20 protein-coding genes are annotated in these 21,368 nt (G+C 47.9%); 14 read left to right on the top strand and 6 right to left on the bottom strand.

Going from position 1 to position 21,368, the window contains the following annotated elements:
- Positions 1-10 precede the first annotated feature (10 nt).
- From ggt to AC6ESO_RS20695, 6 genes are read left to right on the top strand one after another with little or no spacing between them, the layout of a single operon-like run.
- The gene (gene ggt / locus AC6ESO_RS20720) at positions 11-1,642 is read left to right on the top strand and encodes a gamma-glutamyltransferase (RefSeq protein WP_497093034.1); all 1,632 of its coding nucleotides are present in this window, start codon (positions 11-13) and stop codon (positions 1,640-1,642) included.
- Between the two features lie 18 nt (positions 1,643-1,660).
- Complete coding sequence (locus tag AC6ESO_RS20715) at positions 1,661-2,212, top strand: chromate transporter (RefSeq protein WP_090983681.1); 552 nt, start codon at positions 1,661-1,663, stop codon at positions 2,210-2,212.
- A gap of 30 nt (positions 2,213-2,242) precedes the next feature.
- Positions 2,243-2,968, top strand: coding sequence for an amidohydrolase family protein (locus AC6ESO_RS20710; RefSeq protein WP_497093033.1), 726 nt, complete (start codon positions 2,243-2,245; stop codon positions 2,966-2,968).
- Positions 2,965-3,471, top strand: a complete 507-nt coding sequence (locus tag AC6ESO_RS20705) for an amidohydrolase family protein (protein WP_497093032.1) — start codon at positions 2,965-2,967, stop codon at positions 3,469-3,471. Before AC6ESO_RS20710 ends, AC6ESO_RS20705 begins: the two co-directional genes overlap by 4 nt.
- 29 nt (positions 3,472-3,500) lie before the next feature.
- Positions 3,501-3,878 carry a nucleoside deaminase gene (locus AC6ESO_RS20700; RefSeq protein WP_497093031.1) on the top strand — a complete coding sequence of 126 codons (378 nt, stop codon included), beginning with the start codon at positions 3,501-3,503 and terminating at the stop codon, positions 3,876-3,878.
- Positions 3,879-3,928: 50 nt separating this feature from the next.
- A complete protein-coding gene (locus tag AC6ESO_RS20695) occupies positions 3,929-4,915 on the top strand; it encodes a serine hydrolase domain-containing protein (protein ID WP_497093030.1) in 987 nt (328 codons plus the stop codon).
- A gap of 82 nt (positions 4,916-4,997) precedes the next feature.
- Here the strand turns inward: AC6ESO_RS20695 and AC6ESO_RS20690 are convergent, their stop codons facing one another.
- Positions 4,998-5,477, bottom strand: coding sequence for a carboxymuconolactone decarboxylase family protein (locus AC6ESO_RS20690; protein ID WP_497093029.1), 480 nt, complete (start codon positions 5,475-5,477; stop codon positions 4,998-5,000).
- 269 nt (positions 5,478-5,746) lie between these two features.
- Here AC6ESO_RS20690 and sigJ point away from each other — a divergent pair, with 269 nt between their 5' ends.
- A complete protein-coding gene (sigJ, locus tag AC6ESO_RS20685) occupies positions 5,747-6,601 on the top strand; it encodes an RNA polymerase sigma factor SigJ (RefSeq protein WP_497093028.1) in 855 nt (284 codons plus the stop codon).
- Positions 6,602-6,646: 45 nt separating this feature from the next.
- Here the strand turns inward: sigJ and AC6ESO_RS20680 are convergent, their stop codons facing one another.
- From AC6ESO_RS20680 to AC6ESO_RS20670, 3 genes are read right to left on the bottom strand one after another with little or no spacing between them, the layout of a single operon-like run.
- Positions 6,647-7,735 carry a GerAB/ArcD/ProY family transporter gene (locus AC6ESO_RS20680; protein ID WP_497093027.1) on the bottom strand — a complete coding sequence of 363 codons (1,089 nt, stop codon included), beginning with the start codon at positions 7,733-7,735 and terminating at the stop codon, positions 6,647-6,649.
- Between the two features lie 24 nt (positions 7,736-7,759).
- Entirely contained in the window at positions 7,760-8,920 is a 1,161-nt protein-coding gene (locus AC6ESO_RS20675; protein ID WP_497093026.1) for a Ger(x)C family spore germination protein, read from the bottom strand.
- Positions 8,920-10,365: a spore germination protein gene (locus AC6ESO_RS20670; RefSeq protein ID WP_497093025.1), complete on the bottom strand. Its 1,446-nt coding sequence runs from the start codon at positions 10,363-10,365 to the stop codon at positions 8,920-8,922. Before AC6ESO_RS20670 ends, AC6ESO_RS20675 begins: the two co-directional genes overlap by 1 nt.
- Positions 10,366-10,594: 229 nt before the next feature.
- On the opposite strand from AC6ESO_RS20670, the gene AC6ESO_RS20665 reads away from it, so the two are divergent.
- From AC6ESO_RS20665 to AC6ESO_RS20645, 5 genes are all read left to right on the top strand, one after another.
- Positions 10,595-12,241, top strand: coding sequence for a PAS domain-containing sensor histidine kinase (locus tag AC6ESO_RS20665; RefSeq protein WP_497093024.1), 1,647 nt, complete (start codon positions 10,595-10,597; stop codon positions 12,239-12,241).
- A 159-nt stretch (positions 12,242-12,400) separates the two neighbouring features.
- Positions 12,401-12,736, top strand: a complete 336-nt coding sequence (locus tag AC6ESO_RS20660) for an MmcQ/YjbR family DNA-binding protein (RefSeq protein WP_497093023.1) — start codon at positions 12,401-12,403, stop codon at positions 12,734-12,736.
- A gap of 25 nt (positions 12,737-12,761) precedes the next feature.
- On the top strand, positions 12,762-14,126 hold the full coding sequence (locus tag AC6ESO_RS20655; protein ID WP_497093022.1) for a hypothetical protein: 1,365 nt from the start codon (positions 12,762-12,764) through the stop codon (positions 14,124-14,126).
- A 151-nt stretch (positions 14,127-14,277) separates the two neighbouring features.
- On the top strand, positions 14,278-15,321 hold the full coding sequence (locus AC6ESO_RS20650; protein WP_497093021.1) for an S-layer homology domain-containing protein: 1,044 nt from the start codon (positions 14,278-14,280) through the stop codon (positions 15,319-15,321).
- Positions 15,322-15,482: 161 nt separating this feature from the next.
- On the top strand, positions 15,483-16,418 hold the full coding sequence (locus tag AC6ESO_RS20645; protein WP_497093020.1) for a phosphotransferase family protein: 936 nt from the start codon (positions 15,483-15,485) through the stop codon (positions 16,416-16,418).
- Positions 16,419-16,511: 93 nt separating this feature from the next.
- Here AC6ESO_RS20645 and AC6ESO_RS20640 read toward each other — a convergent pair whose 3' ends face one another.
- Positions 16,512-16,907 carry a LysM peptidoglycan-binding domain-containing protein gene (locus tag AC6ESO_RS20640; protein ID WP_497093019.1) on the bottom strand — a complete coding sequence of 132 codons (396 nt, stop codon included), beginning with the start codon at positions 16,905-16,907 and terminating at the stop codon, positions 16,512-16,514.
- 164 nt (positions 16,908-17,071) lie between these two features.
- On the opposite strand from AC6ESO_RS20640, the gene AC6ESO_RS20635 reads away from it, so the two are divergent.
- On the top strand, positions 17,072-17,578 hold the full coding sequence (locus AC6ESO_RS20635) for a GyrI-like domain-containing protein (protein WP_497093018.1): 507 nt from the start codon (positions 17,072-17,074) through the stop codon (positions 17,576-17,578).
- A gap of 70 nt (positions 17,579-17,648) precedes the next feature.
- Here AC6ESO_RS20635 and AC6ESO_RS20630 read toward each other — a convergent pair whose 3' ends face one another.
- Positions 17,649-19,487 (bottom strand): ABC transporter substrate-binding protein, encoded by a 1,839-nt coding sequence (locus tag AC6ESO_RS20630; RefSeq protein ID WP_497093017.1) that lies wholly within the window; start codon positions 19,485-19,487, stop codon positions 17,649-17,651.
- Positions 19,488-19,625: 138 nt separating this feature from the next.
- Here AC6ESO_RS20630 and AC6ESO_RS20625 point away from each other — a divergent pair, with 138 nt between their 5' ends.
- Positions 19,626-21,173: a DUF4153 domain-containing protein gene (locus AC6ESO_RS20625; protein WP_497093016.1), complete on the top strand. Its 1,548-nt coding sequence runs from the start codon at positions 19,626-19,628 to the stop codon at positions 21,171-21,173.
- The last annotated feature ends 195 nt before the right edge of the window (positions 21,174-21,368 follow it).

Raw genomic sequence — 21,368 nt, 5'->3', positions numbered from 1 at the left:
GGGTCCCTTTATGCCAAACAACGGAGGTACCGCGGTGAAAAACATCATGCCAGTGTCTTATAAAAATATGGTTGCAGCACCGCATTACTTGGCTTCACAGGTGGGGAATCACATCTTATGCCGCGGCGGCAATGCCATGGATGCATCGGTCGCGGTCAGTGCCGCACTTGGGGTTGTATATCCTCATATGACGGGAATTGGCGGCGATGCGTTCTTCATGATTCATCATAAGGGGACGATAGCAGGGTATAACGGCAGCGGCAGATCAGGACGGCTGGCAAACAGAGATTATTATTTGAACAAGGGATTGCTCGCTATTCCACGACGGGGAGTCGAGAGCGCGATTACGGTTCCGGGTATGGTCGATACATGGTGGGAGGTTTGGTCTCGCTATGGCCGGCTGCCTTGGGCAGAATTACTCCAGCCTGCGATCGATTATGCGGAAAAGGGTTTCCCGATATCTCGGGATTTACATCACTGGATGGTAACCGATGAACCGCTTATTCGAGCAAGCGAGTCCATGTCACGCGTGTACCTGAAGGATGGGAAACTGCTTGGGCTGGGAGAACGTTTGGTTCAGCCGGCATTAGCGGCTAGTTTGCAAGCGCTGCAGCTGGAAGGAAGAGTTGCCTTCTATGGAGGTTCAATAATGAAGGCGATAACCGAGGCGATCGAGCAGGATGGCGGATTACTGCGGGAAGAAGATTTTCGCAGTCATCATGGGGAATGGGTCGAACCGCTGACGGTTAATTATCGAGGCTACGATCTATACGAAATGCCGCCTAACTCGCAAGGTTTCTCCGCGCTTATGATGATGAACATATTGGAGAATGTGGAGATGGGGAAGATCCCCCGGCAATCGGCGACCTTTTATCATCTGGCTGTGGAAACCATCAAACGGGCGTTCGCGGAGCGAGATCGTTATCTTACAGATCCGGCATTTGCAGCGGAAATCCCAATGGAGAAGCTGTTATCCAAAGCATATGCCAAGGAGTTATTCGAACAAATAAGTACAGCTCCGGATACGCCACTTGAGGTCAAACCACACCTGTCACCTGTATTGGGGCAAGACACGGCTTATGCTGCAATCGTTGATGCTGAAGGTAACGGGGTATCGTTTATTCAGAGTTTATATTATGATTTCGGATCCTGTTATATGGCGGGAGATACAGGCATTATTTTGCAAAATAGAGGGTCGTATTTCTCGCTTGATGCGAGTCACGTGAACACGCTGGAGCCAATGAAAAGAAGTTTCCACACCTTAATGCCTGCGATGATAAGCAAGGATGGTGCGCTCTACGCGTTGCTGGGCACACAAGGCGGAGAAGGTCAGCCGCAGACGCAGCTGTCTCTATTAACGGGCTTGCTCGATTATGGGCTTACCATAGAAGAGGCGATTGAACTGCCGCGGTGGGTCTATGGCCGGACATGGGGGACGGATAGCGATGTCCTGCGAATGGAGAATCGTGGTCCGGAATCGGAAGAAGCCGCCCGCGAATTGTCGTCTTGGGGCCATCAAGTGCAATTGTTCGACAGTTGGGATCGTATTATGGGGCAAGCGCAAGGTATCGTCATCGATGCGAGAGGACTTCGAAGCGGCGCTGCCGATCCGCGCGGCGACGGGATCGCGATTAGCTCGTAGAAGAAAGGAAGCATTCAAATGAGCCTATTATGGAAATTATTTATCGCTTTCGGCTCAGCGACGATGCTGGGCTATGGCGGAGGACCTTCGATTATTCCGCTGTATCAAGATCAGGTTGTAAACCGTAACGGTTGGATGGATACGTCGGAGTTCGGCAGCGCGCTAGCGTTCGGAAATGCACTGCCGGGTCCGATCGCAACGAAGCTTGCGGCTTATATTGGGTTTAAAGTCGCCGGTTGGGGCGGCGCTATTGTAGCTCTGAGCGCGGTAGTTCTGCCAACTGCCTTATTGATGGTCGTGCTATCCGGTATATTGGTGAAACTGGAGCATGTTCCGGTCATCAAAGGCATGATCAAAGGCGTCCAGCCTGTTATTTTCACGATGATGGCTCTTCTCGCTTATGATTTTGCCAAATATGCGTTTCAGCCCGGCACAAGCGCGCTTGGCTTAAGTTTTCTACCGTTTATGATTGCGTGCATGTTCTTTATTATGGTGCAGTATTTACATTGGAATCCGGTTTGGGGCATCTTGGGTTCGCTTGCATTAGGGGCATTATTTCTGCGAGGATAGTCGTTTCCGGGGAGAAGGCGGGTGTCTGCTATGCTAGATCTACTATTTCATAACATTGGGATTTCCACTGGCAATGGCCGGTATCATATTGGCGTGAAGGAGGGTTTGATTGTCCTCTTCGAGCCTGCTCGTGATGTGTATCCTCTCGCAAAAGAGACAATCGCCGGGGAAGGCAGACTACTGCTGCCAGGTTTGGTTGAAACGCATATTCACCTAGATAAAGCATTTCTAACGGAGAAGTCTCAGAGCGCTGCCGGCGGACTGGCTGAAGCGATTGCTGTAACAAGAGCGCTTAAGAGCAATTACACCTACGAGGATATTTACACCCGGGCATCGCGAGTTCTTGAGCGAAGCGCGAAATTCGGCGTGACCTCGATGCGCTGCCAGGTCGAGGTGGATCCGATCATTGGTTTGCAGGCAATGGAGGCAACGCTAGCGTTGAAGGAGAAATGGCGAGATACCATTGATATGCAGCTGGTTGTCTTTCCGCAGGAGGGGATTATGCAGCAGCCCGGAACCGCGGAGTTGATGGAGGAATGCCTTCGCATGGGAGCCGATGTGGTAGGGGGTATCCCCTATAACGATTATTCGGCAAGCGATCATTTGACATTCGTATTCGAGCTTGCAGAGAAGTATGGAAAACCGGTGGATTTACATATTGATTTCTCCGACAATCCGGATGAACTGAACATATTGACGGTAGCGACAGAAACGATCAACCGCGGTTATCAAGGGCGAGTTGCAGCGGACATGTGACATCGCTTGGTTCCGTAACCCGTGATCAAGCGCGACAATATGCGGGGCTGCTGGCTGCGGCGGACTTGCAAATCATGTGTCTGCCTGCGACAGACCTCTATCTTGGCGGCAGGCAAGATAATCAAGCCGCGCGCCGCGGGCTGACGCCGGTGAAGCTGCTGCAAGAAGCGGGCGTTAACGTGACAATGGGGACGAACAATATTCGCAATGCTTTTACGCCTTACGGAACAGGCGATCCGCTCGATATCGCCTTATTATTGGCTAATACTGCGCAGTTCGGGACAACGTTTGAACTTGAGAAAATCATGGAGATGGCAACGAGCAATGCTGCGCGGGCACTGGGATTGACACAATACGGTATCGCTGTTGGAGCGAGAGCAGACCTTGTTATGGTTCAAGCTGAACGTGCTGAGGATGTCATCATCGATCGTCCTCCGCGTTTTGGGGTTTGGAAGAATGGGGTGAAGAAAGCAGAGATGTTCGTTGAGGCTAGGCGTTTCTAATGCAGATGAGACGGCAAAGGAGGATGATCATGTACATAGAAGAAGCGCTTAAATTAGCCGTGGAGATAGCCGAAGAGAATTGGCAGACCGGCCGAGGCGATCGTTACGGAGCAGTACTAATGAGGCATGGCACGATAATCGCGACCGGTACGAACGAGGTCGCCGCGAATTGTGATCCGACAGCGCATGCTGAAATACAAGCCATCCGTGCGGCCTGTCTAACATTTAACGTAACTGAGCTGACGGGTTGCGACATGTATGCGAGTGATGAGCCGTGTCCGATGTGTATGAATGCGATCCGGTGGAGCGGGATTAGCCGCATCTATTATGCCCGGCCTTCGGCGTCCAGCTTTCAATCCGAGTGGAATGGACGCGCAGTAATCACTAGTTTACACCTCATAGAATGAGTGTTACCTTAGTCAGGTGGTTAAAATTCCCTGCTAAAGGTGTTGGTAGAATGAATGCTGCTCGTATCGAGTCCATTATTGACCTCTATCATGAAGAGAAGCCGCTAAGTGGTGTGATGCTGATCGCGAAGGATGGGGTTGTTTTCGAGAAAGCCTATGGTTATGCCAGCATCCAATTACAGGTGCCGAACCGAATAGACACTAAATTCCATATTGCATCCGTAACGAAGATGTTCATAGCGGCGGCAACCTTGAATTTGTATGAGCAAGGCTTAATTCACTTAAACGACCATCCCAGTGCTTACGTAGCGGAGTTAAAGGAATTGCATCCACACATTACGATTCATCATCTGCTTTCCCATACATCCGGTTTATTTGATATCTATGCGGTGCCAAACCTCCGCCATGTAGTAAGTCAGCTGCTCATCGATAACGGGGATTTCTTAACCTATTTGAGTCGTATGGAGCAGCTCTTCCTTCCTGGTGAGCAGTGGAAGTATAACAGCACGGGTTTTATCATGATGTCGTATATCTTAGAACGAGTTTCGGGATTATCGTTCGATACTCTGCTCAGGCAGATGTTCTTCAATCCTCTCGGAATGAACAACATCGGACAAGACAATCCACGCCGCATCACGATTAATCGGGCGTATGGACATACCGTAGTCGACGGCATCATTAGAAATGCTGACAATGATCGGCTGTCGGATTTGGAAACGGTACCTAGCGAACTATACGCTACTGCAGGTGATCTCAATCGATGGTGCATAGCCATTCTAAGCCATGAACTCTTGCGGGAAGAGACCGCTCAGAAGTTGTTTACGCCATATATCTCGGTCGATTTCGATCCGCAAACTCACTATGGATATGGATGGTTCTTGCAAGGAGAGCGCCGATTCGTCGTCGGAGGAACGCCGGGCTTCCGATCAGAAGTCAAGTTATATCCTGCTCAGCGCATAAACATTATTATGCTCTGGAACAATGAGAAGGTAGATTCTCATGATTTGCTGCGAAAGTTCCAGAACGAATTACTTTAACGAATGATTTCAATAGCAATAAAAAAGCTCCTGAATGGAATTATTCAGGAGCTCTTTCTGTATTGGTTCAGCTAATTAGATATTAGTTCAAGCCGGCTTTAGTCAAACCGAATGCAGCGTCAGCCGAGCCCGGCACGGTTTGGAAAGCGACGTTGATGCGATTCCAAGCATTGATTGCCATGATGGAGTAAGTCAGGTCAGATAGTTCTTTTTCCGAGAACTGCTCGCGAACGCGGTCATAGACTTCGTTTGATACGCCATGCTCAGGCAGCTTAGTGAGGATTTCAGTCCAAGCCAGTGCTGCGCGTTCACGCGGGGAGAACAATGTGGATTCCCTCCAGATCGCCAGGTGGTAGAGACGAAGCTCTCTTTCACCGTTGATCTTCGCTTGTTTCGCATGCATGTCCAGGCAGAAGCCGCAACCGTTCATTTGGGAAGCTCTGATATGAACGAGATCGATAATTTGCTCTTCAATTACGCTTGCCTTCTCGGCATTGCTGAAATTCATTAATTGCTTGAAAAATTCCGGAGATTGTTGCATGTAATTTATACGTTGTGCCATAGTTGACTATTCCTCGCTTTACTGGTTTTGTAAGATCGGTTTGGTATGTCTCAACCGCTCTTCGACCATATAACGAGGCTGCAATAATTTCTGTGACAAGGATACGAATCGACGTGCATATTCAGAAATGAGCAGGAAAAGCTATGTACCAAATGAAATGAACGTACCGAGAAAAACACTTGTCACAATATGCCTCGGTAACTCGTTATATTGAATGGCCTTTTTTTCTAAGGTGTATGAGGATAAGGATTATGATTGGAAGTGGTAGGATGCAGGAATTATATGAGCAATACAAGGGATTATTGTTTAAACTCGCATATCAGCTGACCGGTTCCGTCTCCGATGCGGAGGATGTTGTGCAGGACGTATTTATTAAGGCTTATGAAATTCCGCCGGAGAAACTGACCCAGCCCAAAGCTTATCTTTGTAAAATGGTTACCAATCGCTGTCGGGATTTACAGAAGTCCGCCCGCAAGAAGCGGGAACAATATTTTGGCGAATGGCTGCCGGAGCCGTTGGTCAGTCCTTATGATGATGGCATGGAAGCAGTAGCTCGTGACGAGCTCTTGTCCTATGCCACTATTGTCATGCTTGAACGATTAGCTCCCTCGGAGCGAATTGTATTTGTATTACGCGAGGCACTCGGTTTTGAATTTCCCGAAATTGCGGAGTTAATAGAGAAGAGCGAAGTGAATTGCCGTAAGCTGCTTAGCCGCGCAAGGGCGAAGATGGGCATATCCTCGGAAGAGCTTGTTCAACCCGAAGCTGCCAACGATAAGTGGGTCCATGGTTTTATTGCGGCGCTTAAACAGGGGAACTTTAATGAAATCGTATCGATGCTCGATAAGGAAGTCGTTCTTGTTTCGGATGGGGGCGGTAAGGTTAGCGCGGTCGTCAAACCGGTTACATCCAGAACTATTGTCGGTAAGTTTCTCAGTAAGCCGCTGCATAAAGCCGTTACAGGCTCGATTGTTGAAGTCGCTCAACTAAATGGGCAGCCGGCGATTATTCTGAGAACGACTGAAGGCATCCACACGGTGGTGATGCTGCATGTCGAAGGGGATGCCATCCGAAATTTATATGTACTAAGGAACCCGGACAAACTCCAGCATATCGCGATATAGAAGCACCAAACAGGACGTATCGATTCTTTATCGGTACGTCCTGCTTTATGTTTTATGGGTTTGTCTTATGCTGCCGATTAGCCAGAATAACAACGGAATGCCAATGAAGACAAAGGGATATAAGTAGTAATTCAGTAATGCATTCCTAGTTGTATTCGCAAATTGGATGTGGTGCGTGCTATAGATAACACTTCCCAGCAGAATGAGGGTCAATACGCATGAAATAAGCTTCCAATTCTTGATGCCGGTCCACTCCGATAACCCGTAGCTAAGGATGAACATCGCAATCGATAACTTAATAAAGGCGCCAAACAACCAAAGGGGAATAAAGAAAGCATCAATGTTTTGCACGAAATTGAGGATGTATACAAACTTTGTAAGAGAGTATACCGGCACCACGAGCTGAGCGGCCAAGAAGGGACCTGTTACGCTCAGTACTACCACCGTAGTTAACACACCCCAAAACATGGAGACAGCTGTGCCCCATAGAATAGCTCGTGATGCGGTTCGTTTGTTCTCCGCGAAGAAGTACAACATGAGGATAATGGACGGATCAACCATGTAATTACACGAAATCAGTGCACCTGTCAGAATGTGATTCCAGCCTGAATCGGCATAGATGGGCAATAATCGTTTTATATTCATGTCCTGAGGATTGAGAAACAGGATCGCGAAATAGATAAAGACAAAGATCGGCCCAATGATTTCTGCACACCGGCTAATCGCGGTAAGCCCGCCTTTGCAAACCACACAAGCAATCAGAAACAATAAACATAGTAGAATGGCGATCATCGGCGTATTGTGGAGCATAACTAAGTTTTGAAATTCCACCGTCCCTTCGATGACGGAAGACATCTGCATGAACCAAAGCGCGAAGTAAATGGTAACGATTATTTTACCCAGCACGGTGCCAACTAGATCTTTAACGAAGTTAACTAATGTTTTGTCTTTATGCTGTTTACATACCCGAATAATGACCCAAGTTGCGGACATCATGATGAAGGTACCTAGTAGGATGGATAGCCAACTATCCTGGTAAGACTCTTCTGCAGCTAAACGGATGGGAAGGTAGGAGAACATGATGATGGACGATATACTGATCAACCAGAACATCTGATAGCTGCTTATTTTCATGCTTCTTTGCCCACCTTTCCGCCGTTAATCGAGCGGTGCACCAGTCGCACCTGTTGACCGCAGCTGAATACGCGCTTGAACTTTAACATCGATATTTTTAAAGTTATAATCCCAATCCGCTTTCTGCGTCTTCCACCAGTACGGGTGATTGCGATGCAGATACTCTCCGACACCAAACACGTCAGATCCCCAATGCTGGATTTTTCCCATCGTTTGCTGCAGTTCCTTCTGAATCTGTTCATTCAGATATTTCTGGAGTTCGACCATATTTTCCGACCTCGACATATCGAGTGGTGACGAGTTTTCAAGTAGATACGCTTGCGCCTTTACCGTTAGCACAACGTGAGTAGGATCTTTACCGGCATGAATCCGACGCTTCTGATGGGTTAATCTAAACGATAAAATGCCTTCACCATTCTTTGAAGGAATCGTAATTCCACCGTTATTCCCTTTCCCAAGCATCCAAATGGCCTGTGAACCTTCGCCTGCGCTCAAAAATCCTTTAATCTTCAGCTTCTTGTCCAAAACAGCGAAGCCTGCAACGGACGCAATTGGTTTCTTCTTCTTGCTGTTTAATTCTACTTCTTGGATCTGAAGGTAGGGGATAAACGGACGTATGCCTTCGGACAGGCTTTCGATCACGATTTGTCTCGACGTGAAACCCTTTAATCCATTGATTTGCATTTCTTTTCCGGCTGCGACGCTCGAATTATACTCCATGGGATGTTTGAGCATTAGAAACGCCTTAGCGCTGCTCCCTCGTACGATAACGAAAGTATCCCTCAGATTGTTTGCAGGGTCTCTGCCAAGCTTATCGAATAACTTATTTAATTCGTGCTTCGCTAGAAACTCTTCACCTACTGCAATCAAGATGCGGTGACTCGTCATCAATCTTCGGGATATTTTACCTTGGATTTTCTGACTGGCATCGAATATATTTTTGCCTGTGGCGGATACGACGATATAGTTCTCCTCACCTCCGGAACCGCTTTTATTGGATCCGTTTAGCTGGGAGGGGATAACGATCTGATCGCTGATCTCGATATTACCGTCTTCCGCGTGATCAACCGCCGTACCCAAGATGAAGGCTAATTGGTTGGGTTCGACAAAATCGGTGCAGGCAGGCAGCGACAAAAGCAAGATAGAGGCGATGCATAAGAGCAGCATAAAGCGAAACCGAGCCATCACCGAGTCCCTTTCTTATTTCGTCCATTTTTCATCCAGAAGGGATAGCGAATGATCAGATCTCTTATCCGTTTGCCATCGAAAGGCGCTACAGGGCTTAAGTATGGCGTTCCGAAGGATTCCAGCATGACCAGGTGGATCAACAAGAAGATAATGCCGAACGCGAAGCCTACGAAGCCAAGCGCGCCGGAAATAAACAGCATCAAGTACCGAAGGATGCGAAAAGGCAGAGTAGTGCTGTATCTGGGAATCGTATAAGCGGCGATCCCGGTTAAGGAAATGACGATGATGATTGGCGTTGAGATGATGCCGGCTTCAACGGCAGCTTGTCCGATCACCAGTGCCCCAATGATGCTGACTACAGGACCAAGCTGATTGGGAAGATGAACCCCGGCTTCTTGCAGGCCGTCAAAGATGAACATCATGATCAAGACTTCAATGACCGTCGGAAAAGGCGAGGTTTCACGGGCTGTGGCAATGCCTATCATGAGATTGCTTGGAATCATTTCCGGATGGAACGTTGAAAGTGATACATAGATTGCAGGCAGCGCGAACGAAATGAAAGTCATGATGTATCGAACCATCCGAGTCAGGATAATGAAGATGAATCGTTCGAAATAGTCATCCGCCGATTGAAGACCTGACCAGAACGTTACGGGAAGAATAAGGGCGAAGGGAGTTCCGTTCGTGAGAAGCGCGACTTTCCCATCTAATAAACTTGCGGTCACGATATCCGGGCGTTCTGTATTTTGAATTTGAGGGAAGAGAGAGAAAGAGTTATTCTCGATCCATTCTTCGATATAGGCGGAATCGATGACACCGTTTACCTCGATCTTCGCGAGCTTTTCTCTAACTTCCGCTAATACCTTCTCGGACGCTAGTCCTTGCATATATGTGAGGACGACTTCAGTTTGCGTGTATTTCCCGACAGTGAACGATTCCATCTTCAGTTGTTGGTGAATGATCCTGCGCCTAATTAGCGAGGTATTCGTACGGATATTCTCAACAAAGCCTTCCTTGGAACCACGCAGGGTCGACTCCTTAAGCGGCTCTTGAATGCCTCTCATCTCGAATTCTTGCACCTGAGCTACGAGTACAGATGCTTCGCCATCCACCATGATTGCCAAGCAGCCTAGCAGAATGTGATGAAGGAGATCCTCCATGCATGCAACTGTCTTTATGTTCGATAATGGAAGCCATTCACGTTTTAGCATTTCCGCCAGCGTCTGTATCCGTCCAATCCCTTGCGGCAAACCGCTGAAGATAAGAGGCTTCAGCACATTCGTTTCTACTCTTTGTACATTCGTCATGCCATCTAGATAGGCGAGTAAAATTAAGGTTTCATCCTTCAGTGCAAATGTGCGAAAAACAATATCTGAACAGTGATTGAATTGTTCTCTGAGGTAAGCCTCATTCACATCGATGCTGTTGCTAATAGTAACCATGGATGATCCCCCGGTGGATAAAGTACACTCGGTGAATATTATGAGCAAAGCAAGGCGCAGATATGCAGATTCTGGTAAACTAGCCCGTTTACACGATCTGGAATGAATGTTACTTTAAATGAGTGGATTTGGAAAAAAAGTTCTGTAAATTTTTAAAGAATTAAATGATATAATCAACAAGCGATAGATTCGTGTTTTTATACTTTACATAGTTAAGGATGAGAAGGGTATGAATAAGCGGTCAAAGTTGGAAAAATCGGAATCGGCTGTTAAGATTTCATTCGTTTATGTGCTTCTCGGCAGTCTCTGGATCATCCTATCCGATAAATTAATAGATTCGATGCATTTCTCAGATGCGATTACGGTGAATGCATCGAAGGGTCTGTTTTACGTGTTAAGTACAGCGGTGATCCTTTACTTCTGGGTGAAAAGGCTGAAGAAGGCGTTAACGGAAAGCGAAGAACGTTACCGTGCCATCGTGGAACATTCCCCTGAGCCTGTAGCCGTTCACCGTGACGGGAAGATCGTGTTTATTAACCCTGCAGGAGCCAGAATAGTCGGTGCATCGTCTCCGGAAGAAGTGATCGGTCTGCCCATCATGAAGATGATACATCCGGACTTCATTGAACGTGTTCAAGAACGTGTTCGACAGGTGATGGTGGAGGGGAAGTCAACGGAACCCGTTGAGCAGAAAATCGTTCGCCTTGATGGACAAGTCGTTGATGTCGAGGTAAGATCAGTGCCCATCAAGTACCTGGGTAAGTCGGCTGTACAGCTCCTTTGTAAGGATATAACGGAGCGCAAACGGGCCGAACGTATGCTGGAAGAGAAAGAACAGACTTATCGATCGCTTGTTGATCATAATCCGGATGCGATTTTTACAGTAGATGTTAAGGGCTGTTTGTCGAATGCAAATCCGGCAACCGTTAAGATTACGGGATTTCAGCTTGAAGAGCTTCTTTACCAGCCTTTCGGGAAGCTCATTATGGAAGAAGATCGTGAGAAGACATGCGACTTATTCAAGGAAGCGTTGAACGGTGAATCCAACAGCGTTGAAATTGCTATCCGTCATAAATCCGGGCTGCCTATCGATTTGAATTTGAAGATGGTTCCGATTGTGATCCACGATAAAATCCAAGGTGTTTATGGCATTGCCAAAGACATTACCAATCGTAAGCGGACAGAAGAATTATTGATTAAATCCGAGAAGCTCTCCGTAGTAGGTCAGCTCGCCGCCGGGGTTGCACATGAAATCCGCAATCCGTTAACTTCGCTTCGCGGCTTTGTTCAATTGTTTCAAGCGAAACAGGACATGAATCAAGCCTATTTGAAAATCATGTTATCGGAATTAGACCGCATCAATGATATCGTCAGCGAATTCCTTGTGATTGCCAAACCTCAAGCCGTATGCTTCGAAGTAAGAGATGTGCGGCAAATTTATTATGAAGTGATTTCGCTGCTCGAAACACAAGCCATCCTCAGTAATGTTCAAATTCATGCTGACATTGCAGATGATATTCCCATGATTAACTGCCAGCAAAATCAATTAAAACAAGTCTTTATCAATATTCTTAAAAATGCGATTGAGTCGATGACAGTCGGAGGAAACATCCTTATTGAGATGAAAGTCGTCGATCATCAAATTTTGGTTCGCTTCGTAGACAACGGATGCGGCATCTCGGAAGAGCGAATGCTGATGTTAGGAGAGCCCTTCTACACGACCAAGGAGAAGGGGACAGGCCTCGGACTCATGGTATGTCATAAAATTATTGAAGCGCATGGAGGCAGCCTCCATATCGAAAGCCAGATTGATAAAGGCACAACGGTTAAATTGATTCTGCCTATCGAAGAAAGTGGAATTCTGCAAGAAGCGTAGAAAGATGGTGAGAGATAAGGAAGATCCGCGGAAGCTCGCGGGTCTTTTTTTTTGTTGTTAACAAGAGGGGAAACGAGCAATTTGGCGAATTTAGACAACGATGTACTGCGGAGCGGAAGGTGTTCCGCAAATACGCAGGCGAACTAGGAGGAAACCACAATGATAACCATTGATCAAATACGAAGTTATGCGCAATCCTTGCCTGAAACCGAAGAGGTGGACCATTGGGGCAAGCCGTCTTTTCGCGTAAAAAATAAGATATACGCAGTCATACAGCCAGACGGTGTATCGCTCCTTGTGAAACTAACGGCAGATGATCGAATAGCCTATACGACGATGGATCCCGAAGTTTATCGTGTACCGCCGAAATACCCGTCTCTGAATTATGTCATCATTCAGCTCGAACTCGTGGACCCGATGGAATTGAATCGCTTGATCTTCAAGGCGTGGAGCCTGGTTGCTCCGAAACGTGTCGTAAAGTCATTTGTTACTTAGGTAAGGAGTTCGGGAGGGATTAGGGATGGCTAACGTTCATATCATGCTTTGGTTCGATACGGAAGACTACATCACCCAAGAGTCCGAAGATGCATTATTAGCAGTCGTGCACATGTTAAACAAGCGCAACACAAAGGGAATATTCAAGATCGTCGGTGAGAAAGCCCGTAAACTGGAGCGAAATAATCGGGTGGATATTATCGAGCAGCTCGCTCAGCATGAAATCGGCTATCACACGGATTATCATAGCGTTCATCCTACGGTAAGCGAGTATTTGGAGAGTTTCGGTTTTGCTGATGGTGCTGCGGAATATAAGCTGCGTGAGGGAGCGGGACTTCAGGATGTTACGCGTATAATAGGGCAAACAAGCAAGTGTTATGGCCAAGCCGGCTATTCATGGGCACCGCAAACGTTCCCCGTCCTTCGACAGTGGGGAATTCCGGTCTATCTGGATGTACATGATCAAATTACGCTTGATCACAGACCGTTCTGGTACGGCGGCATGCTCAATCTGACCGATATGAAGGGCATAATGCGAATGGACTTGAAGGAGGACGGTCTCGAGGAAGGGATGGCCATATTCGACCAGTTGCATCACGAACTCTCTCTCGGAGACGAGGATGGATTCATCAGTATTTATTACCATCCCTGCGAATTTGCATGTACGGGCTTCTGGGACGGTGTGAATTTCAATGAAGGTCACAATACACCGCGTGATCAGTGGCGACCGGCACCGCTTAGACCGATAGGAGAGATGGAGCGCTATATCGAGATGCTGGGCAAATTCATTGATTATACACGCACGAAATCTAATGTGAGCTATATCAGTTCGGCGGAAGCTTACGAAATGGAGAAGTCCAATCATAATCCAATGCAAGCTTCGGATATTCGCGCCATCGCTGCCGGAATTTCGAATGAATTGAACTATACCGTGTATCGTGATTACTCGTTGTCCCCATCAGAATTGCACGCTGTTTTTTGCAACTATCTGCTTGGGCAAGACGTCATTCCCGAACTCATCTATGGCCCGGAAAATGAGGTTCAAAGCGATCCATCCGAAGCTGTACGCGTTGCGGACATCAAGCAGGCGATCGCCGGTCAATATCCCAAATTGTTTGCTTATGAGCAACTGCCTGATTATTTCATCGTCGCCGGGTACCGCGTTAATCCCGTTGACCTAACATGCACGATGGCTAGCATTATCGCGAATGGGTATCAGGATGAGGATCGCATTGCAATCGTAACCGGCGTGTTGATATCGAAAGAGCATGCCAAAACAGAGGTCAATTGGGGGACGCAGTGGAGTCCGTTTCCTCCGGATCTGAAAGTTCCGAATTTGATTCGCCTATCTCAGCTTCAGACGTGGACACTGAAACCGGCATTATTCTAACAAAATCAGGCCATCGTAATGTATGGGCGGCTAGGTGAAATTAGATTTACAATACCTTAACAATGAATTCGGTTAACTTGCTGTAACCTTTTCCGATTCATGCTCGTCTACCTTACCTGAAAGCCCAAAATACTCCATGAGGTGAACGAATATGAAAAAAACATTCAAAATGATTACACTAACTGCAGCAGCCACTATGGTTTTAACTTTTGCGAGCCAAAGCTTTGCAGCATCCTCCGGTTTCACGGATTTGACTAACCATGCAGCGAAGAATGAGATCCTTTCCTTGCAGCAACGCGGTCTGATCAAAGGCATTTCGGCCGATCAATTTGCACCGCATGCTACAATGACGGCGGCGCAAGGCGTTCAGCTCATCGTGAATGCACTGAATTTGAACCTGGATCTGGTTCGCTTCTTTAAAGAACCGAAAGCGACCGATTATTTCGTGAACGCTAACGATAAAGCTTGGTACGCAGATGCGCTGATCATTGCGGCAGTTAACGGCCTTGACCTGCCGAAAGACCTGAATCCAAACAAACAATTGAACCGTGAAGAATTTACGCATGAGCTTATCCACGCGATCGAAGTAACTGGCAAATTGCCAATGATTAAACCGGTTGCCGTGGACATTGCGGATCAAGAACAAATCACCATCGAATACTCCGGGTCGATTACACGCGCACTTAATTACGGCGTCATTAAACTTGGCGAAGACGGGAAAGTGAATCCGAAGGTGATCATTACTCGTTCGGAAGCGGCGGTTGAAATCTACAATGCGCTTGCCTATATGAAAGCTCATGCGGCACCAATCGATGCAAACAGCAAAGTATCTGTTGCACAAGGTATCGAGCTGATCGGAGACGCAATCGGCGTAACGCCATCCTTGAGCGAGGGTGCCGATCCTAACGCTGCATTTACGCGTGAAGCCTTTATCACGCAGCTCGTTAAAGCGGTCGAAGAAGCCGGCAAGCTGCCGATGATCAATGTTGTCGTTACCGATATTAAGGATGCGGATCAAATCGATGCCGTCCATTCCGGTGCTATCCAGCGCTCAATCAACTATGGGATTGTCAAACTCAGCAGCGACGGCAGCTTCAATCCAAAGAGTGAGATTACATATGGTGAAGCAACCGAAGCGATCCATAATGCTGTGGCTTACTTGAAAGCTCATTCTGTTGATCCTACTGCGAAATAACTTTCGAATCACAGCGACTGCCGGACGATCGTCCGGCAGTTTTTTTATCTAGCCATCGAAGCACGAAGTCATTTGCAACTTTTCCCGCTTCTATGCGTTTAATAGACATTCACCAAGAAGGAGACCTAACAAGACTGAAGGAGGATTTACAGAAGGCTGCCATGGAGAACCCAACCTTAATACAAGCGGAACAATTAGCAGGCGATTATTTGCAAGAGCAAGTGAAATCTTCATACCAGATTCTAGGCAAGGGCTTCATAAATCAAGTTTGCGTAGTCGAGACAGCAACTCATAAAGTCGTAGTCCGCATGAACGATTCATCTGAGTATCCCATCTATCTCAAAGAAGCATGGTGCATGGAGCAAGCAGCAGCTGCTGGCGTACCTGGTCCAGAAGTATTGTCCACTGGGATTGCCGGAGAAGTCGCCTATATGATTCAAACTTTCGTAGATGGCGACAACGGATTAGACAGCTTAGCCAGCAAAGTGGATATTTGGCGGCAGCTTGGCGCGTATGTCAAGCGTATACATGCGATCGATGCGAGAGGGTTCGGAGAGGATCTGATCGACCCTCGGACAGGTGAGTTCCATTCACCTCCTCATCCAGGGTCTGATGGCAGCTGGCAAGGGTATGTGCAATATAACATCAACAGTCTGACAGAGAATGATCGGTTAATTGAGCTTGGCGTCATCTCGCAGGCAGAATCGGCGAGAGTGAGAGAGATATTCGAGCTTGTGAAGGGAACAGCATTTCGATTCGGCCTAAATCATGGAGATCTCTCCTTGAAGAATATGATGGTTAGTCCGACAGGAGAAGTTCGAGTGCTGGATTGGGGCAGTGCAGAGGTTCATATCGTGCCGGATGGAGACATTATTCAAGTTATGCAAGGCATCATTCTTGGCGATGGGCCGAGCGAAGAGGAGTTTCATGCTTTTCTCGACGGGTATGGTCGGAAGGTGGAAGACCTCGCTGATTTGAAGCGAGTAATGCTGCTTCGAGCTTTCGATAAACTCAGGTGGGCGATCGATAAGAGTCCGGATCAGATCGGATACTTTGCCGCCTATGCGAGGAAAGCAGTCGAAATGAATCTGGACTAACTCGGGTCAAAATAGAAAAGCCTTCTGATTCGCAGTGCTCTGCGTCTCGGAAGGCTTATTGCATTTTCCTTAGATTATGGATAGGAGATGCTTTTATTTCTGAACTTCGGACGGCTGATGCGCCATCTCCGAATAGGTTTTATGACAAACCATATTGGATATACGTGGGATGACGATCGTTTCGCCAGCTTTCAATTGGTTCGGATTCTTATGCTGCGGGTTCGCTTCCTCTAAGATCGGCATGGGGATGTTATATTTGTGACCGATAGAGGCGAGTGTATCCCCAGCTTGAACTTGGTGCTGTGCGAAAACCATGTCATCGGATTGACCGTCTCGAAAGAATGGGAAGAAAAACGGTGAAAAGGAGAAGAACGGAAACAAGAAACGTCCTGGGAAGAACGGATGGGGAAAAGGGCGGAAGAACGGGCGACGGCCAAAACCTCCACCAAATCCACCAAATCCACCTCCAGGGAAAAAGCCACGATTCATTTCGGTAACCTCCATGATGTTGGGATAGTCATTTGACTATATAGAATATCCGCAAAGGCTTGGAATCGTGACAGAGAATTTGGAAAAATATTGATAACATAGGTGCAGGAAACGTGATCTATATCCCGAATAGTTGACGAATATCGTAAAAATGAGGTGCTCGAGTGAAAATTGAAATCGTTCAAACAACTGCAATTACTGCTTACGTTGGCGTGCGGGCAGTTAGTCTCATGTCTAATATGGGGGATGCTGTAAGCCGGGCGCTTCAAGAAGTGGCAGAGAGAAGCCATGAAATTGAGAACATCAGAAACCGTGAAGTAACCTACGGAATTACACCTCCGAATTACAAAGGGAACGATGGTCTGCTCGATTTTTATTGCTGCTATGAAGTAGATCCGCTAGCTAATGTACCGCACGGCATGGTCCATCTTCATCTCTTACCAAGATTGTATGCAGTTACCTATTATCGTGGGGCTGCAAGCAAGCTCGTAACTGCTTATGATTATACATCCAGTTGGCTTGCCGACAATGGCTATGAGTATGACGATGTATCGTATTATATGGAGCGATATGATGAGAAGACAAAGCGTGAAACGGATGATGAACGTAACGAAATCATGATTTATTGTCCGATCCGATCAACAAGAAGTCATTCAGGTAGTGATAACTAAAGTCAATGCTTAAAAATCCGCGGAATCGCGGATTTTTTTATATTCGAGTTCAGTTGCCTTTGATGACTAACTACTCGGGCAGCTTGGTGAACCAGAGATCGCGGAAATGTACCCAGCCGAGAGATTCTAAAGATATCCCGCGGATCGAAGGATGGAAGGCGGTTTTGAGATGCTTGCGATAGAGGAACATGAGGCTGTGGGCTGCTGTCAGCTGTTGCTCGATCTGACGGAAGCGATCCGCTCTGCGCTTGGTATCGGACTCAGACAACAACTCGGCCAGCTGCTGCTCCAGTGTCACTTGCATGGCTGGCCGCATGTGCAGCTGCATGCTCTTGAACAAATCGATGAGGCGCAGCTCACGATGCTCGTCCAGCATGACGGCAAACAGTAGCAAATCCGCATGCAAGCGGTCTTCGCCCTTGAATTGCTCAGCGGGAATGAACTTGATCTCAAGTGTAATGCCTGCAAGCGCGCACACCTGCTGTACGATCCGCGCATCGGCTTCATATTGCGGGATGGTCGCAAGAACGATCGGCTCTCCATTGTAGCCGGCTTCCGCAAGTTTTTGCTTCGTCTTATCCGGACTTACTGCAACATATCGTTGCCCATTCTCCGTATGTTGGGGCCAGAAGCTGTCGGCAGGTTCGATAACGTCCCCGGAGAGCCGCTCTATGATTTCTTCGCGATTCAGTGCTTGATCGAACGCCTCTCGCACGATGGCATCTGCAAGGGGGCCTTCACGCAGCTCATTAACGGTCAGAAACTTGCAAGTTGTACCGGATTGGCGAACCTGCTGCCATTGCTCCGTAGCCGACTCGGATAATCGCACGTTATGCATGACCTGGAAGGCTGGCTGCTCCCCTTGTCCGTCCAGCTCTTGCTGCAGCGGCTGTGTCCACACCTCAACGCGATCCAGAAAGCCGCGCCCTTGAAAATAAGCGGGGAATGCTTCCAGCACTAAGACGCCATGCTCTCGATCGATCAGTCGAAAGGGACCGGTACCGATCGGTTGAAGTCGGAGCTCCGGATAGGAGAATCGGTCGGAGGCAGGGTTCAACGCCTTCGAAGAGGAAGAGACCTCCGGAGCCGGAACGATCGAGGCCCGGTTCGTAGCTAAGAAGGGGAGTAAAGCCTCATTGCGCTGCTCAAGAACAAATTGAACGGAGCGATCATCCAACATTTCAATGGAGACCATGTCCCTATACACCCAGTTATACAATCCCCGCGGAGCAAGTGCCTTCAGCCGCTCGAACGTGAATACGACATCGGCTGCAACCATCTCCCGGCCATGATGGAAGAGGACTCCTTTACGAAGGTAAAAGGTCCATAGAGTGCGTGTAACATCCACATCCCAGGCATGTGCAAGATGCGGAAGAATCGTATCCCCGGATGGGCTCATGCGAACAAGTCCGTCGAAGAGCTGATTGACCAGATGCGCTTCACCGGAATAGTGGATGGAGGCAGGGTCTAAGGAATGAATGGTTTGCGGCAACGGAAATCGTAATATGTCCAATCGACGCTCGCCCAACACCTCGGAATGAAAGCCGAACCGTTTCGAGAGCCATTCCTGAAACTGCGCGCGAAGTCCCCGCGAGCCCTCACTGTCCATCGTTTGCAAGTAGGAAATGGCCATTTGTAAGTCTTGCTTCTGTGCGATTTCCTGCGCTTCAAGCAGTACGATCTCTTCTTTCCTAGCTAGAAAGTGCAAGACGGAGCGATTGCCGCGTCCGCGACGCGGTTCCCAGCTTAGCCAGCCTTCACGCTGCATCCGCTGCAGCAGGAGAACCATATTGCGATGCGTGCAATCCAGCGCTTCCGCCAGTTCCTGCGTTGTCACTTCGTACGGTTCATGCTCCTGCAGCTGTGGCAGAGCGCTCCGCAGAGCGATGTAATGCTGCCTCATTTTCATCGCGAACACGTCTCCCGACTTAAAATATGAAATTTATAATTCAAATCTTACACTTTTTCTTCTTATTTTATAGGCTACAATAAATAGGAGAAAAGCACAAACGTTGCTAATGCAGTATATATGTCGGGAGTGAGTCTTTTGAGAGATCCAGCACCATGGCAAAGACGATATGAGAAAATAGCGCTTTGGTCGTTAGGGTTTGGCGTATTCAGTCAATATTTATTTGTCGGTAATAGCTTGGGTATATCCGTAGCACTGTTTACCTGCGCCTTCTATGGTTTGTTCTTCTATGCGATTAAAGGGAGAATTGGCGGATTCGATCAGTGGCGCGGACAATCGAAGTCGGGTTGGCTGCTGTGTCTGCCTGTCGCACTGCTGTCGTTCAGCTACATGCTCTTTAACAATGAGTTGTTCCGTTTGCTCAACATTGCTGTACTACCTGCACTTGTCGCGGCCCAAACGGTATTGCTCTCGCGAAGCAGCACGAAGCCTTGGTTTCGAACCGCTTACTATCAGGATGTGCTTTACTTAAGTTTGATTAAACCGTTTTCCTACTTCACAGTCCCATTCGGTCTGCTCGCTAATCGAATCTCTCCGCAGCAAAATAGTGGGGGAACTGCGGGTGACAGCAAGGTTCGCCGGATCTTGCTGGGGCTTCTGCTCGCGTCGCCGCTTCTGATTGTAGTCATCCTGCTGCTGGCATCGGCAGATCGCATATTTATGGACTTGCTGAATCGATTGCCTGAAATGTTCGGCGACTACTCGATTCGTACCTTGTTTACCAGAACAGTACTTGCGGTAGCCATCTCTGTCTTTACATTCAGCTACTTATGGACATTGCTATTCCGCAGAACGGATGATCAATGGCGAGATGGCAGTGATGCGGGAGCAGCTCAAGCTTTCTCCGCTGCAGCATCCGCGGTTGCCGTAAGGCAGCAAGCGCCGCTTTCGCTCGATGCCCTTACAGCCGGAACGCTGCTGATCAGCTTTAACGTCGTTTATATTATCTTCGCCGCCATCCAATTCTCGTATTTGTTCGGGGCTGCGAATGGTTTGCTGCCGGATGGCGTTGCTTATGCCGAGTATGCGAGACAGGGTTTCGCACAACTAGTCGTTGTTGCTCTCATCAATCTCGTCTTGCTATTGAGCGGCCTTCATTTCATCCGTAGAGAGGGGGCAGCGGCGGAGTGGGTACGAAAGCTCTCACTGAGCATGCTTGTCGGTTGTACGGTTGTGATGCTGGTATCGGCGTACAGCAGGCTGTCGCTCTACGAATCGGCTTACGGCTACACACAAACACGAATACTGGTTCAAGGGTTTATGATGTTTCTGGGCGTCATCTTAATCGCTTCCTTCATACGGATATGGAGTGAGCATTTCTCATTGGCGAAGGCGTACATAGGGCTTGCCGTAACAGCCTACATGATTATCAATTATGTGAACGTAGATGCGATCATCGCCAAGCAGAATATGATTCGTTATCAAGATACAGGGAAGATCGATATGCAATATCTTGGCTCACTATCCACGGATGCATTTCCTACCCTGATAAAGCTGCAGAAAGAAGAGCCGGCACTTGCGGATGCAATCGAAGGCGTGAAGAAAAGCATGCTTGACGATGCCAGTCACCGTGGTGGTTGGCCAGCCTGGAATGTTTCAGTGGCGAGAGTGCTGAAGGAGAATTAGCCGAATAGTTTATGTGATTAAATAAATAATTAACGGCATGAACGATTCAGAATTATCCATGCTGTAGATGAGAAGTCCGCGTCTTGATGTGACCCCCATTTGTTAGACGCTATATATTAAGCTGCTTCAAGGGCATGAGTCCGGTACTGAATGGGGCTCATGCCTTTTAGTTTTGCCTTAATTCTGCTGTGATTG

This window comes from Paenibacillus rhizoryzae, assembly GCF_059686995.1.
The sequence above is the reverse complement of the archived record's forward strand: the minus strand, read 5'-3'. Positions and strand labels throughout refer to the sequence as shown.

Excerpts from the sequence above, each read along its gene's own strand:
- ggt (WP_497093034.1), top strand. The coding sequence starts at position 11 with ATGCCAAACAACGGAGGTACCGCGGTGAAAAACATCATGCCAGTGTCT.
- AC6ESO_RS20715 (WP_090983681.1), top strand. The coding sequence starts at position 1,661 with ATGAGCCTATTATGGAAATTATTTATCGCTTTCGGCTCAGCGACGATG.
- AC6ESO_RS20710 (WP_497093033.1), top strand. The coding sequence starts at position 2,243 with ATGCTAGATCTACTATTTCATAACATTGGGATTTCCACTGGCAATGGC.
- AC6ESO_RS20700 (WP_497093031.1), top strand. The coding sequence starts at position 3,501 with ATGTACATAGAAGAAGCGCTTAAATTAGCCGTGGAGATAGCCGAAGAG.
- AC6ESO_RS20695 (WP_497093030.1), top strand. The coding sequence starts at position 3,929 with ATGAATGCTGCTCGTATCGAGTCCATTATTGACCTCTATCATGAAGAG.
- AC6ESO_RS20690 (WP_497093029.1), bottom strand. The coding sequence starts at position 5,477 with ATGGCACAACGTATAAATTACATGCAACAATCTCCGGAATTTTTCAAG.
- sigJ (WP_497093028.1), top strand. The coding sequence starts at position 5,747 with ATGCAGGAATTATATGAGCAATACAAGGGATTATTGTTTAAACTCGCA.
- AC6ESO_RS20680 (WP_497093027.1), bottom strand. The coding sequence starts at position 7,735 with ATGAAAATAAGCAGCTATCAGATGTTCTGGTTGATCAGTATATCGTCC.
- AC6ESO_RS20675 (WP_497093026.1), bottom strand. The coding sequence starts at position 8,920 with ATGGCTCGGTTTCGCTTTATGCTGCTCTTATGCATCGCCTCTATCTTG.
- AC6ESO_RS20670 (WP_497093025.1), bottom strand. The coding sequence starts at position 10,365 with ATGGTTACTATTAGCAACAGCATCGATGTGAATGAGGCTTACCTCAGA.
- AC6ESO_RS20665 (WP_497093024.1), top strand. The coding sequence starts at position 10,595 with ATGAATAAGCGGTCAAAGTTGGAAAAATCGGAATCGGCTGTTAAGATT.
- AC6ESO_RS20660 (WP_497093023.1), top strand. The coding sequence starts at position 12,401 with ATGATAACCATTGATCAAATACGAAGTTATGCGCAATCCTTGCCTGAA.
- AC6ESO_RS20655 (WP_497093022.1), top strand. The coding sequence starts at position 12,762 with ATGGCTAACGTTCATATCATGCTTTGGTTCGATACGGAAGACTACATC.
- AC6ESO_RS20650 (WP_497093021.1), top strand. The coding sequence starts at position 14,278 with ATGAAAAAAACATTCAAAATGATTACACTAACTGCAGCAGCCACTATG.
- AC6ESO_RS20645 (WP_497093020.1), top strand. The coding sequence starts at position 15,483 with ATGGAGAACCCAACCTTAATACAAGCGGAACAATTAGCAGGCGATTAT.
- AC6ESO_RS20640 (WP_497093019.1), bottom strand. The coding sequence starts at position 16,907 with ATGAATCGTGGCTTTTTCCCTGGAGGTGGATTTGGTGGATTTGGTGGA.
- AC6ESO_RS20630 (WP_497093017.1), bottom strand. The coding sequence starts at position 19,487 with ATGAAAATGAGGCAGCATTACATCGCTCTGCGGAGCGCTCTGCCACAG.